We start from the raw sequence: 12,239 nt of genomic DNA on the forward strand, positions 1-12,239 counted from the left end.
CATCAAAACTTCGCACAGGAGAACTCCGAGGAAAGGAGCTTTGATGGATCAGGTTCAGAACAAGGTGAACGTGGGTTCGCATGCCCGTTCGATCGCGTTTATCGCGCTTACCGTTGCCATTATGGCGGTTTCGGCATGGGTGACTATCCCCATTGGCCCCATTCCTGTGACGTTGCAGATGTTTGCCGTCACGTTTGCTATCGTGGTGCTTTCCCCGAAAGAAAGCATCATTGCCATTGCGTGCTATCTGGCGCTTGGCGCGGTGGGCGTGCCGGTGTTCTCAGGTATGCGAGGTGGCATTGGCGTGCTGGCTGGTCCGACTGGCGGATTTCTGTGGGGCTATCTCATTGGTGTTGCCGCTGCTGCACTACTGCTGTGGGTTGTCCGGGGTCATGTGTCCGCAAAAGCTGCGCGTGAACAGGCGGAAGCTGCTGGTAAGGGGATTGCCGGTTGGTTGCGTGCGTTTGCGTTCGAAATTCTGGCTGGTGTGCTGTTTACGGTCATATCGTACGTGTGCGGTTGCGTGCAGTATATGGCGGTTGCCGGAGTGGGGCCGCTCGAGGCTATTGCCGTATGTGTTGCTCCGTTCGTGATCATCGACTTCTGCAAGATTCTCGCTGCAGTCGCTTGCGCCAACGCGGTTTTGCGCGCTGTTCCGTCGAAATAGACGAAGCGCGCTCGCGGAACTGGTGCAACTGTCAAGTCAAAGCATTCGCGTAATCAGAAAGCTCCGAGAGGCCGTTTGGAATCCTCTCGGAGCTTTCTGCGATATAGCTGAGAGCTGATTGGTGTTAAGGAAACACTGATTAATTCCGCCAGCCTTGCACTGACGAACCGGTATCTGAGAATTTCAGACCTCATTTACGCACGTCAGTGCGCGCATTCGGTCTTCAACCCTCAGGTATCCGCTTCGCCAGCGCAAGGCAAGACGGCTTTAATCAGTGTTTCCTTAAAGCAGTGCTTCTCAAGAAAAGCCTTACGCGGGAGAAGCCTTACGCAGGCAGCGCTGGCAGCATGATAACGAAGCACGCTCCGCCGCTTGGCGAGTTGTAGGCCTCAACCGCGCCGTCGTGAGCTTCGACAATCGTTTTTACGATGGCTAGCCCCAAGCCGGTTCCGCCAGTGTCGCGGCTGCGTGAGAAATCGGTCCGGTAGAACCGATCGAACAGCAACTGCGGGTCGACATCGCCGAAGCCGGGGCCGTCGTCTTTCACCATGATGACCGATCGCTCGCGCAAGCCGAACAGTTCGATGGTAATGTGTCCGCCGTCATCGATGAAGCGGTTTGCGTTGTCTACTAGGTTGGTGATCGCTTCCTTTAACTTGTCGGGGTTGCCGAACACATCAGGCGCCTCGCCAATCACCTGCACATTTGCGTGGTGTTTCTGCAGTAGCGGGGACAGCGCGTCGAGCACGCTCATTGCGATCGAGCGCAGATTCACGCGCGAGAAGCGCACGGGGTCAGCTTCCTGTTCGATGCGCTGCAGTGCCAGCAGATCGTGAGTGAGTCGGCTTAACCGCTCGCTTTCTTCTTGGATGATAGTGCAGAACTTGTCGTGCAGCGCGGGCGGCAACTCGGGGTCGGTCAGCATTTCGGCGTTGCCTCGGATGGCGGTCAGCGGCGTTTTCAGTTCGTGGGCGACGTCGCTCACGAACTCGCTTTGGCGCTTCTCCTTCAATTCCAGTTCGCGCTGCTGCTTCACTACGGTTTGAACCAGGGCGTCGAAGTCGGCCGACAGCTGGTCGGCTTCACTCAGACGCCCGTCAGTGGTGAACTGCACGTTTCTGCCGGCGCGGTAGGCAGCCGTCTTCTTGGTGAGCATGCGCAGCGGTTCTGACAAGAAATGCCCAATCAGAAAGCTGATGATGAAGGTGGCTAGTCCAATGGGCGCAAGCACCAGAAATACCCACCAGCTCACTTCGAAGAAGGTCTTGCAATACAGAGCAACCAACGCGCCAGCAAGCAGCGACAGCAGCGTTGCCAGTAAAGAGAAGTATGTCTGAAGCTGTTTTATTGTCTGAACCTATATCCGTAGCCGCGTACCGTTTCCACGAGTGTCGGGTCATAGCCCGCCGACTCGATTTTATCGCGCAATCGCTTGATGTGAGTGTCGACCGTCTTTGTTTCGGTTAGATATTCCCAGCCCCACGCGTCGCGCAGCAACGATTCGCGCGAAACCACTTTACCGGCATTCTTCATCAGCGCGGCCAACAGCTCGAATTCGCGCGGCGTTAGGTCGATGGAACCCGCATCGCCTGTGGCGGTGTGTGCGTCTTCATCGAGCACGATGCCGCCGGCCTTGATCTTGTTGTCGGGCGCACCGAACTCGTTACCTTGGCTGCGGCGCAAAAGCGCACGAACGCGGGCAATAAGTTCGCGCACGCCGAAGGGCTTCGCCAGATAGTCGTCGCCACCAAGTTCAAGTCCGACCACCTTGTCGAGCTCGGTGTCGCGCGCGGACAAGAACAGCACAGGGGCGCTGGTTTTTGCGCGCAGGCGGCGGCATAGTTCGTAGCCGTCCATGCCGGGTAACATGATGTCGAGCACGAACAGGTCATAGGAGTTCTTCAACGCCATCGCGTAGGCGTCTTCGCCATTGTCCACCACATCGGTGGCGAATCCCTCGCGGCGGAGGGCATAGCCGACGAACTCGGTGATGGAGGGCTCGTCATCAACGACAAGGATTCGATACGTTGCGTCGCTCATAAGGGTCCTCTCGTTTCTTCGGTGCCGCCGTAAGGAGGGGTGTTCGTTACGGCTGGCAGGCTTATAATGGGCTGCGTTGTCGTAACTATAATCAATTCGTCGCGTGTAGGTTTCGCGCGAGGGGGGAATGTCACAAACATGTTACTCGCCATAGATGTGGGAAACACGCAAACGGTGCTGGGTGTTTACGACGGAAAGCGGCTGCTTCACCAGTGGCGAATTGCCACGATGAAGCACCATACGTCCGATGAGTTGCGCGTGAAGCTGAAACCGCTGTTTGATTCCGAGGGCATTGTGGCCAGGTGCATTGATGGTGCGGCTCTGGCATCGGTGGTGCCGTGCCTTACCGATGCGTGGCGTGCGGCTATCCGGCACATGATTGGGGTGTCGGCTGTGGTGTGTTCGGCGGAAACAGCGGCGGGCTTGTTCGAGGCCGATTATCCCAACCCGCGCGAAATTGGGGCCGACCGCGTGGCCGACGCCGTTGCAGCGCGAAGTCGCTTCGGCAGTCCGGTGGTGGTGGTCGATTTCGGTACAGCCACAAACATCGAGGTCATCGACGTCCGCGGTTGCTTTATCGGCGGCGTTATCGCGCCGGGCATTGAGACGTCGGCTCAGGCGCTATTCTCGCACGCCACGAAGCTGGGGGCAATCGATTTGGTGGATCCCCACGCTGCTATTGGACGCAACACCGAACAGGCCATGCAAGCGGGCATCGTGTACGGCGAGGTCGACCGCGTAGACGGCTTGGTGCGTCGCATCTTTCGCCAGCTCGGCTATGAGGCACCGGTGGTGGCCACCGGAGGGCTGGCCACACGGGTGGCGAAGGAATCGGGCACCATTACCGCGATCATGCCTGATCTAACGCTCGAGGGATTGCGTTTGGTGTACGAGACGCAGGCCGATTCACCAGCCGAATTGCAAACCGAGTCGCAAACACGCGCGTAGGCGCACGTTTGCGCAGGCCGATTCACCAGCGAAAAGCGAAAAAGGTGCACTGGCGGATTGCCCCCTCGTATCTGCGGGGCGAAACCAGTAGAATCTGAAAAACCAGACGAGGCGGACCACGCGAGAAGGAGAATCCCGCAATGCTAACTGACATCGAGATCGCGCAGGCGGCAACGCCCGAGCACATTTCCAAGATCGCCGAGAAAGCCGGCGTACCCGAGTCGTACGTGGAAATGTACGGAACGAACAAGGCGAAGGTCGATTACAACCTGCTCAAGGACGTTGAACACACGCCGGGGAAACTCGTGCTAGTAACCGCCATCAATCCTACGCCGGCTGGTGAGGGCAAAACCACTACCACGGTGGGCTTGGCCGATGCGCTGGCGCGCCAGGGCAAGAATGTGGTCGTGGCGCTGCGCGAGCCGTCGCTTGGCCCTGTGTTCGGCATCAAGGGCGGCGCTGCGGGCGGCGGATATGCCCAGGTAGTTCCCATGGAGGACATCAATCTGCACTTTACGGGCGACTTCCACGCTATCGGCGCTGCAAACAATCTGCTGGCTGCGTTGCTCGACGCACATATCCACAACGGCAACGAGCTGGGCATCGACGTGCGCAAGATCACGTGGAAGCGCGTGGTCGACATGAACGACCGCCAGCTGCGCAATATCGTGTGCGGCCTCGGTGGGCGTGCGCATGGTGTGCCGCGCGAAGACGGCTTCGACATTACGGTCGCCAGTGAGATCATGGCCATCTTCTGCTTGGCAACCTCCATTACCGATTTGAAGGAGCGTTTGGGCCGCATTGTGGTGGGCTACACCTTCGATGACAAGCCGGTTACCGCGCACGACCTTAAAGCCGAAGGTGCCATGACCGCGCTTTTGAAGGATGCCCTGAAGCCGAATCTCGTGCAAACGCTCGAAGGCACGCCGGCATTCGTGCACGGTGGCCCCTTCGCCAACATTGCGCACGGCTGCAACTCCATCATGGCTACGCGCATGGCGTTGGCTCTGGGTGACTACTGCGTTACCGAAGCAGGCTTCGGTGCCGACTTGGGCGCGGAAAAGTTCCTAGACATCAAGTGCCGCCTGTGCGGTCTTAAGCCTGACGCTGTAGTGGTGGTCGCCACGGTGCGCGCGCTGAAGAACAATGGCGGCGTTGCAAAAGCCGATTTGAACATCGAGAACCTTGAGGCACTGGAAGCCGGCATGCCTAACCTGTTGCAGCATGTGGAAAACATCACGCAGGTGTACAAGCTGCCGTGTGTGGTTGCCATCAATGCGTTCCCCACCGACACGAAAGCCGAGCTTGATTTGGTTGAGGCCAAGTGCAAGGAACTGGGCGTAAACGTGGCATTGTCCGAGGTGTGGGCGCGCGGTGGCGAAGGTGGCCTGGCACTGGCCGACGAGGTAGTGCGTTTGTGCGAGAACGGCGATGACGAAGGACGCTGCGCGAACACGTTCGAGTTCGCATACGGCGACGATCTCAGCCTTGCCGAGAAGATCGAAGCGGTTGCTACGCGCATCTACCATGCCGATGGCGTAAACTTCGAGCCGAAGGTGCTCAAAGAGATTGAGAAACTGGAAGCGCTGGGCTTTGGCAGTATGCCGGTATGCATGGCTAAGACGCAGTACTCCTTTAGTGACGATGCGGCGAAGCTCGGTGCCCCGCGCAATTTCCGTATTACGGTACGCGACATTAAAGTGTCTGCTGGTGCGGGTTTCGTGGTGGCGCTTACGGGCAGCATCATGACTATGCCCGGCCTGGGGAAAACCCCTGCCGCATTCAAGATCGACGTTGACGAGAACGGGAAGATTTCAGGGCTGTTCTAGTTTCGTTCGCCCTGACGGGACGAATGGAACTACTCGACGCTGCGCCTTCTTGTAGTGCCTGATTTAACAAGATGATGACTCAGGAAAAGTAAAGCCGGGCGGGCACCCGGCTTTCACAAAACCTAACTGCATCACCCGTAGCTAATTGGATTGAACCCCGGTTAGTTCGGCGGGCGCTGCCGTCTTTTGTATTATACGATGGTGCACATGGCTTGACAAGGTAGGCGTTTATGGTTGACATGCGGTTTCTTAATAATCTGGCAAGCGCCGATCCTACGCCGGGTGGTGGCGGGGCGGCGGCGTATTGCGGCGCACTTGCTGCGGCACTCGCTTCTATGGTTGGCAATTTGACTGTGGGCAAGAAAACCTACGCTGCCGTAGAGCACGACGTGCAAGCCGCGCTTGCGCGACTTGATGATCTGCGTGCTCGTCTTATTGCGCTTATTGACGAGGACGCGCGGGCGTTTACGCCGTTGGCGGCGGCGTATCGCATGCCGAAAGATACGCCCGAGCAAGCGGCGGCGAAAGATGATGCGCTACAGTGCGCACTCATTCTTGCCTGTGAGATTCCCTTGCTCATTATGGAGAACGTGGCGCTGGTAGTAGACGAAATTGACTTCCTTGCTCACAATGGCAGCAAGATGGCTCGCTCCGATGCCGGTGTTGCCGCCACGTTCGCGCGCGCCGCTCTTGAGGGAGCCAGCTTGAACGTGTTTATCAACGTGGCGAGCATGCGCGATGAAGCGCGGGCGCAGCAGTATCGCAGCCAGGCAGAGTGTGTGCTGTCAAGCGTTGTGCCGCGTTGCGACGAGCTATTCGCATTTGTGCGCGGTGAGGTTTCATAGAAAAGCGGAAGGGGTCAAGCGTGGCGTTGCTGTTAAAGGGAAAGCCGGTGGTTAAAGCCATGGGCGAGACGTTGCGCTGCCGCATTGCCGAGCTGCAGGATACTGGCGTGCAGCCGACGTTGGCGATCGTTCGCGTGGGCGATCGGCTCGACGACTTGTCGTACGAACGCACGGCGATGAAACGCGCCGCCAGCTTGGGTGTGGCTGTAAAGCCATATGTGCTGGACGCGCAAGTACCGCAGGATGTGCTTATGTCGACGCTGCACTCCATCAATTACGACAAAACGGTGCACGGTTGTCTGATGTTCCGTCCGCTGCCAGCTCATATCGACGAAGCTGCCATGTGCGATATGCTTGCGCCCGAAAAAGACATCGACGGCATTTCGTCGGCGTCGCTGTCTGCTGTGTTCACCGATTCGAAGGTGGGTTTTCCGCCTGCCACGGCGCAAGCCTGTATCCGCATTCTCGATCATTACGGCATTCCCATCGAGGGTAAACACGTGGTGGTTATTGGCCGCAGCCTGGTTATTGGTAAGCCGGTTGCTATGATGCTACTGGCTCGAAATGCCAGCGTCACGGTGTGCCACAGCCGCACTGAGAGCCTGCCGGATATCACGCACAGGGCCGACATCGTCATTTGTGCGGCAGGCCGCGCGCGGGCGTTCGGGTCAGAGTATTTCCGCGCAGGGCAAGCAGTGCTCGACGTGGGCATCAACTTCGATGATGCAGGCGAGCTCTGCGGCGATGTCGATTTTGAAGCGGTGGAGCCTGTTGTGGGGTTCATCACGCCAGTTCCCGGTGGCGTGGGTACCGTAACTACCAGTGTGACCATGGCGCATGTGGTACAAGCCGCCGAAGCCTTGCGCTTCACAGCCTGCACGCATCGTTGTGGTAAGGTGGCCGCGATGTAGTGGCTGCGAAGGAGTGAGACTCACATGGCGAACGGATTGGCCTACAGCAGGGTGGTTACCTCTCCCGAGGTGATGAAGCAGCTGGCGGCGACGCTGGTACCGTACCTTCATCCGGCCGACGTCGTTGTGCTTACAGGCGATCTTGGTGCCGGAAAAACCCAGTTCGTGCAGGGGGTTGCGCAGGCACTGGGTGTGCGTGGTGCTGTGGTAAGCCCCACGTTTAACATCGTGCTGCAGTACGACAGCGGTCGTTTGCCCTTGTACCATTTCGACTTGTATCGCCTTGACGAAGGAGAAAGCCTCGAAGACATTGGGTTTTACGATATCGTGGATGCCGATGGTGTGTCGTTTGTCGAATGGGGCGATCGCTTCGAGAGCCAGCTGCCCTACGATTACCTGAACGTGTCCATCACCGTGGACGATTCGGGGGCGCGGCGTGTGCGCGTGCGCTCGTTTGGCGATCGGTCGCGCCAGATGCTGTGTGTGTGGGCGAACGATTCGAAATCGCGCCTGATGAAATGCTCCGGCCCACGATGGTCTTAGCGTCGAGCATAAGTTATTAGATACAAAACGCTGTTTAAAGTGCGGGAGTTCGCTCGTGGAGGAATGCAACAAGCAGAATAGGTACGTGCTGGCCTTCGACACCGCCAATGAGGCAATCGCTGTGGGAATCGGTGCGCTGTATGTGGCCGACCGCTCGGTTGTGTGCGTTGCCGAAGAGAAAGTTGCGGCACATCGTGCGTCGAATACGAAACTGTTGAGTATCGTTGACAGTCTGATGAAGCGCGCTGGCGTATGTCGCAATGATATCGAGTGCGTGGCAGTGGGTCGTGGGCCAGGATCGTTTACCGGAGTGCGCATTGCCATGGCTACGGCAAAAGGCGCTGCTCAGGCGCTAGGCGTGGGACTTATCGGCGTGTCGTCGCTTGACGCCGTTGCGTGGCACGCGCAGGCATCGGGGGTGCGCGGAACGCTTCTCGTTGTTGCCGATGCCATGCGTAAGGAAGTCTATCCTGTGCGTTTTCAGCTAGACAAAGCAGGTGCGCATCGACTCGAGGGCGACAGTGTGGTGAAGGCCGACGTGTGTGCGGAAATGTATGCGCGAAAGGCCGCAAGCGCCGCCGAAGCCTCTTCGCACGCTTCAAAGACGCAGAGCGAACGCCTGCTTATTTCGGGTGATGCGTTGGTAAAGTACGCCGAGCTGTTCGAGCCGTGCGGCCAGTTGCTTCCCAGTAGCTTATGGACTCCCACTGGCGCGGGTTTGCTGCTGTCCCTGCAGGACATGTGGCAATCAGGCGAGGCCGACCCCGCCGATGCGCGCCGTCATAACCCTGCATTCGCATTGCCAGTGTATACGCGCTTGTCGGACGCCGAAGAAAATGAACGCATTCGCTTGGCGAAATGCGACATATCGCTTGCGGAAAGCCGCGACAGCAAGCACATAACCATGAACGACACTGCCATTTCCAACGCGCGGGCAAACAGCGCCGGCATTGCGTACAAACCGCTCGATGCCGCGCACGCCGCGCATGTTGCGACACTTGAAGCCTACATAATGGGAACTGACGCATGGAGTGAATCGCTGGTTGCTGACGAGCTCGGACGTGCCGACCGCGTATGGTGGGCGGCGTATGCGGCCGATCCGTCGACGCCGCTTCCTACTGATGCGCCGCTTGTCGGCTATGCTGGCGGTTGGGTGGTCGATGGCGATGTGCAGATTCTAAAAGTCGGCGTTGACCCGGCATTTCGCAGAAATGGCACCGCAACCGAACTCATTGCCCGCATGGCGTCTGACGCGCGAAACTTAGGTGCACACACAAGCTCGCTTGAGGTGCGGGCGGGTAATACTGGGGCGCAGGCGCTCTATCGCTCGCTAGGGTACGAGAGCTTGGGCATACGTCCACGCTACTATTCCGACGGCGAGGACGCCGTCATCATGAAGGCAAACGCGCTGCCGTGTGCAACGGGCGACGTGGCGGGTATGAGTATCCTTGTTGCGCCAACATGCCGCGCCTTTGATAATTGCTCTGGTGGTCCAGCGGGCGCCACCGCGTCAAGCGGCGCCGCGGATGTGTCGGGTGAAACAGATGCGCTAAGTGGCACGGACACGTCAAGCGGCACGGAAACACCAAGTGGAACTGATGCATCAAGTGTTGTGAGCACTCGCCTGCAGGTGGCCCGTCCGCTCATCTTTGCTATTGAGTCGTCGTGCGACGAAACGGCAGCCGCTATCGTCGATGGCAACGGTACTCTGATTGCCGATGTGGTTGCCAGCCAAGTCGACTTCCATGCGCGTTTCGGTGGCGTAGTGCCCGAAATCGCCAGTCGCAAGCATATCGAGGCTATTTGCGGCGTGTGCGACGAATGTTTCGATGTGGCGTCGCGCAACATGGGGCTGCCGGACGGGTCGCTTGCGTGGGCCACTATGGATGCAGTGTCTGTTACCTACGCACCCGGCTTGCTCGGCGCGCTGGTGGTGGGTGTGGCGTTCGCGAAGGGTGCCGCATGGGCCGCTGACCTACCCTTCATTGGGGTGAACCACCTGGAAGGTCATCTCTATGCGAACAAGATTGACGCACCCGATTTTGCACCGCCAGCGGTGGTGTCACTTGTGTCGGGCGGTAACACCATGCTCGTGTATATGAAGGGCTGGGGCGACTACCAGGTGCTGGGGGAGACCATCGACGATGCAGTGGGCGAGGCGTTCGACAAGGTGGCAAAAGCGCTGGGACTCGGTTACCCAGGTGGCCCCGTGGTGTCGAAGCAGGCGGCAGCGGGCGATGCGGCAGCTATCGCGTTTCCCCGCGCTATGATACATTCGGGTGACTTGCGTTTTTCGCTGTCGGGCCTAAAAACTGCTGTGGTTACCTACATCAATGCCGAGCGCGAGGCGGGCCGCGCCCTGAACGTACCCGATATCTGCGCCAGCTTCCAGCAAGCGGTGGTTGACGTGCAGGTGAAGAAGGCTCAGGCGGCACTCGAGCAAACCGGTGCGCCAACGTTTTGCCTCGGCGGCGGTGTAGCGGCGAATCCGGTGCTTCGCCGTGCCTACGAGCGCATGTGTGAACATGAGGGCGTGCGGTTGGTTATGCCACCGCTTTCCTCGTGCGGTGACAATGCCGGCATGATCGCGCTTGTGGCACTCGACCGCTTCCGTGCCAGCAAATTCTTTGACTTAACCGCCGACGCCCTCGCTCACGTGAACCTAGAGGAGCCTTATTAGCGAATAATCTGAAGACGGAAGCTCACGCCCTGAGTTACTGCGCCACTTTCGCCGCGCGCTGTGCTTGTAGCCAGTCGGCTAGCTCGGGTATACCTTCACCCGTGCGCGCGCTGGTGACGAAGATTTCGAGTGTGGGGTTCAGCACACGTGCCCGCTCTTTTAGGCGTTCCATGTCGAAGTCGGGGTTTAAGGGCAAGTAGTCGCACTTGGTGACAATAAGTGCGTCAACGGCAGCGAACATTGGCGGGTACTTCATCACCTTATCCCACCCTTCGGGCACGCTCAGCAGCATCACGCGGGTGTGCGCTCCGGTGTCGAAATCGGCTGGGCACACCAGATTGCCGATGTTCTCCAAGAACAGGTAGTCGAACTTGGTTCCATCGAAGGCCTTAAAAGCCATCTCAACCATGCCCATTTCCACATGGCACACGCCGCGGGTGTTCAGCTCCACCGACGTCACGCCGGCTTCTTTAATCTTAAGCGCGTCAACGTCGCTTTCCAGGTCGGCTTCGATGACGCCGAGCGAATCGGAGTTGACACCGCGGGCACGCAGCTCGGCAATGAGTGCCAATAGAAGTGTGGTCTTGCCGGCACCAGGCGAGGCCATTACGTCAACGAAGAACGTGCTTTCGGCGGCCCGTGCCGCGCGGAATTGGCTGGCAACCTCGTCGTTTGCTGCTGTAATGCTCTTCTTTATTTCGATAACGCGCTTCTGGTCCATAGCTTCTCCTTCTTGCTTTGGCACGCTGCTTGTGCGAACCCAAGGGTAAGACGGCTGTAATTAGTATTTCTAGCTGGAGTATAGCTCATGCTTCCCATCTTTAGGATTTCCGACGGGTGTGCCTAAACGACGAGTACGCAGGGCTCGTCGTAGCCGCTCAGGAGGGAATCGTGGGTCAGCAGCAGGAGTCCATCGGCCTTGGCCTGGGCGATGAGCATGCGGTCGAAGGGATCCTTGTGGGGTTTCGCTTCAGGGTTTCGTGTCAGCGATTTCAAAGTGCTAACATGCCTTCCTGCCACGGGAAGCTGGATAAGCCCCCCTTTGTCGCACAGGCTCATGAGGGAATCGCCGTCGATGAGCATCTTGAGGGGCGCATTCATGTGCTTGATCTGCACCTCCCAGGCCGAGGCCACGCTGTAGAACAGCTCGTTGGTCGCATCTTCGATGAGGTAGCGAACTTGAGGCGGCAGCCGCGGGCTATCGTCCAGAGCCCATAAAATAAGGTGGGTATCTAAGAGCAGCTTCATTGCTCGACCCCGAACAGTGCGGCGATTTCCTCGTCCTGCTCGGAGGGATCGTAACCATCGGCCATGACGCGGCCTCGCATCGAGCCGATGAACTCGGAGCGACGGGCGGGCTCGATGCGCCGTATCTCTACCACAGGCTTGCGGCGGCGGCAGACGCGAACGACATCCTCTTGGCCGCTCTCCAGCTGGGCGATGAGAGCCGATAGGTTATTCTTGGCATCGGCTACGGTTGCTGTGACCATAATGGCTCCTTTAGTTGGCTAAGATAGCCATGATTATAGCACAGGCGTAAGGCACAAGGCCGCTTGCGCGGGCTCGATCGTGCTGAAATGCCGCAAGGTTGGTTGCATTAACATTAACATTAACATCTGCAACTAACCTTCAAACTGAAGTCAGGTACTGGGGGTGTGGACATTTTCTTGGACATTCCTAAGCCGCTAAGCCTAGGCTCCTACGGTATTCGTTGGGACTCATCCATCCCAGCGATCTTTTGATGCGCCCCCCATTATAGAACTCTATGTAGCCATT

Annotated in this window: 13 protein-coding genes; 7 read left to right on the forward strand and 6 right to left on the reverse strand. The window is 58.3% G+C overall.

Annotated elements, in window-relative coordinates; genetic code table 11:
• Positions 1–43: 43 nt before the first annotated feature.
• The gene (locus tag G7Y43_RS05620; RefSeq protein ID WP_165044921.1) at positions 44–667 is read left to right on the forward strand and encodes a biotin transporter BioY; all 624 of its coding nucleotides are present in this window, start codon (positions 44–46) and stop codon (positions 665–667) included.
• 325 nt (positions 668–992) lie between these two features.
• On the opposite strand, the gene G7Y43_RS05625 is transcribed toward G7Y43_RS05620, so the two are convergent.
• Together G7Y43_RS05625 and G7Y43_RS05630 are read right to left on the reverse strand one after the other, a co-directional pair.
• Positions 993–1,919, reverse strand: a complete 927-nt coding sequence (locus tag G7Y43_RS05625; protein ID WP_241158171.1) for a cell wall metabolism sensor histidine kinase WalK — start codon at positions 1,917–1,919, stop codon at positions 993–995.
• Between the two features lie 92 nt (positions 1,920–2,011).
• Entirely contained in the window at positions 2,012–2,707 is a 696-nt protein-coding gene (locus G7Y43_RS05630) for a response regulator transcription factor (RefSeq protein ID WP_165044923.1), read from the reverse strand.
• 138 nt (positions 2,708–2,845) lie between these two features.
• Between G7Y43_RS05630 and G7Y43_RS05635 the strand changes: the two genes are divergently transcribed.
• The 6 genes from G7Y43_RS05635 to tsaD all read left to right on the forward strand — a co-directional run bounded on the left by G7Y43_RS05635 (position 2,846) and on the right by tsaD (position 10,463).
• Positions 2,846–3,655, forward strand: coding sequence for a type III pantothenate kinase (locus G7Y43_RS05635; RefSeq protein WP_165044925.1), 810 nt, complete (start codon positions 2,846–2,848; stop codon positions 3,653–3,655).
• Between the two features lie 140 nt (positions 3,656–3,795).
• The gene (locus tag G7Y43_RS05640; protein WP_165044927.1) at positions 3,796–5,484 is read left to right on the forward strand and encodes a formate--tetrahydrofolate ligase; all 1,689 of its coding nucleotides are present in this window, start codon (positions 3,796–3,798) and stop codon (positions 5,482–5,484) included.
• Positions 5,485–5,714: 230 nt separating this feature from the next.
• Complete coding sequence (locus tag G7Y43_RS05645; protein ID WP_165044929.1) at positions 5,715–6,329, forward strand: cyclodeaminase/cyclohydrolase family protein; 615 nt, start codon at positions 5,715–5,717, stop codon at positions 6,327–6,329.
• A gap of 20 nt (positions 6,330–6,349) precedes the next feature.
• The gene (locus tag G7Y43_RS05650) at positions 6,350–7,240 is read left to right on the forward strand and encodes a bifunctional 5,10-methylenetetrahydrofolate dehydrogenase/5,10-methenyltetrahydrofolate cyclohydrolase (protein WP_165044931.1); all 891 of its coding nucleotides are present in this window, start codon (positions 6,350–6,352) and stop codon (positions 7,238–7,240) included.
• Positions 7,241–7,264: 24 nt separating this feature from the next.
• Positions 7,265–7,783: a tRNA (adenosine(37)-N6)-threonylcarbamoyltransferase complex ATPase subunit type 1 TsaE gene (gene tsaE, locus G7Y43_RS05655; RefSeq protein ID WP_165044933.1), complete on the forward strand. Its 519-nt coding sequence runs from the start codon at positions 7,265–7,267 to the stop codon at positions 7,781–7,783.
• Between the two features lie 55 nt (positions 7,784–7,838).
• Positions 7,839–10,463 (forward strand): tRNA (adenosine(37)-N6)-threonylcarbamoyltransferase complex transferase subunit TsaD, encoded by a 2,625-nt coding sequence (gene tsaD, locus G7Y43_RS05660; RefSeq protein ID WP_165044935.1) that lies wholly within the window; start codon positions 7,839–7,841, stop codon positions 10,461–10,463.
• A gap of 34 nt (positions 10,464–10,497) precedes the next feature.
• Here tsaD and hypB read toward each other — a convergent pair whose 3' ends face one another.
• The 4 genes from hypB to G7Y43_RS05680 all read right to left on the reverse strand — a co-directional run bounded on the left by hypB (position 10,498) and on the right by G7Y43_RS05680 (position 12,230).
• Positions 10,498–11,184 (reverse strand): hydrogenase nickel incorporation protein HypB, encoded by a 687-nt coding sequence (gene hypB / locus G7Y43_RS05665; protein WP_165044937.1) that lies wholly within the window; start codon positions 11,182–11,184, stop codon positions 10,498–10,500.
• A 122-nt stretch (positions 11,185–11,306) separates the two neighbouring features.
• The gene (locus G7Y43_RS05670) at positions 11,307–11,711 is read right to left on the reverse strand and encodes a type II toxin-antitoxin system VapC family toxin (protein ID WP_165044939.1); all 405 of its coding nucleotides are present in this window, start codon (positions 11,709–11,711) and stop codon (positions 11,307–11,309) included.
• Complete coding sequence (locus G7Y43_RS05675) at positions 11,708–11,953, reverse strand: type II toxin-antitoxin system Phd/YefM family antitoxin (protein WP_165044941.1); 246 nt, start codon at positions 11,951–11,953, stop codon at positions 11,708–11,710. Before G7Y43_RS05675 ends, G7Y43_RS05670 begins: the two co-directional genes overlap by 4 nt.
• Positions 11,954–12,140: 187 nt before the next feature.
• Entirely contained in the window at positions 12,141–12,230 is a 90-nt protein-coding gene (locus G7Y43_RS05680; RefSeq protein ID WP_370514635.1) for a hypothetical protein, read from the reverse strand.
• Positions 12,231–12,239 lie beyond the last annotated feature (9 nt).

This window comes from Adlercreutzia sp. ZJ138 (assembly GCF_011038935.1).
Taxonomy (GTDB): domain Bacteria; phylum Actinomycetota; class Coriobacteriia; order Coriobacteriales; family Eggerthellaceae; genus ZJ141.

What these genes read in the sequence shown, in the direction of transcription:
- G7Y43_RS05620 (WP_165044921.1), top strand. Translation starts at nt 44, where the DNA reads ATGGATCAGGTTCAGAACAAGGTGAACGTGGGTTCGCATGCCCGTTCG.
- G7Y43_RS05630 (WP_165044923.1), bottom strand. Translation starts at nt 2,707, where the DNA reads ATGAGCGACGCAACGTATCGAATCCTTGTCGTTGATGACGAGCCCTCC.
- G7Y43_RS05635 (WP_165044925.1), top strand. Translation starts at nt 2,846, where the DNA reads ATGTTACTCGCCATAGATGTGGGAAACACGCAAACGGTGCTGGGTGTT.
- G7Y43_RS05640 (WP_165044927.1), top strand. Translation starts at nt 3,796, where the DNA reads ATGCTAACTGACATCGAGATCGCGCAGGCGGCAACGCCCGAGCACATT.
- G7Y43_RS05645 (WP_165044929.1), top strand. Translation starts at nt 5,715, where the DNA reads ATGGTTGACATGCGGTTTCTTAATAATCTGGCAAGCGCCGATCCTACG.
- tsaE (WP_165044933.1), top strand. Translation starts at nt 7,265, where the DNA reads ATGGCGAACGGATTGGCCTACAGCAGGGTGGTTACCTCTCCCGAGGTG.
- hypB (WP_165044937.1), bottom strand. Translation starts at nt 11,184, where the DNA reads ATGGACCAGAAGCGCGTTATCGAAATAAAGAAGAGCATTACAGCAGCA.
- G7Y43_RS05670 (WP_165044939.1), bottom strand. Translation starts at nt 11,711, where the DNA reads ATGAAGCTGCTCTTAGATACCCACCTTATTTTATGGGCTCTGGACGAT.
- G7Y43_RS05675 (WP_165044941.1), bottom strand. Translation starts at nt 11,953, where the DNA reads ATGGTCACAGCAACCGTAGCCGATGCCAAGAATAACCTATCGGCTCTC.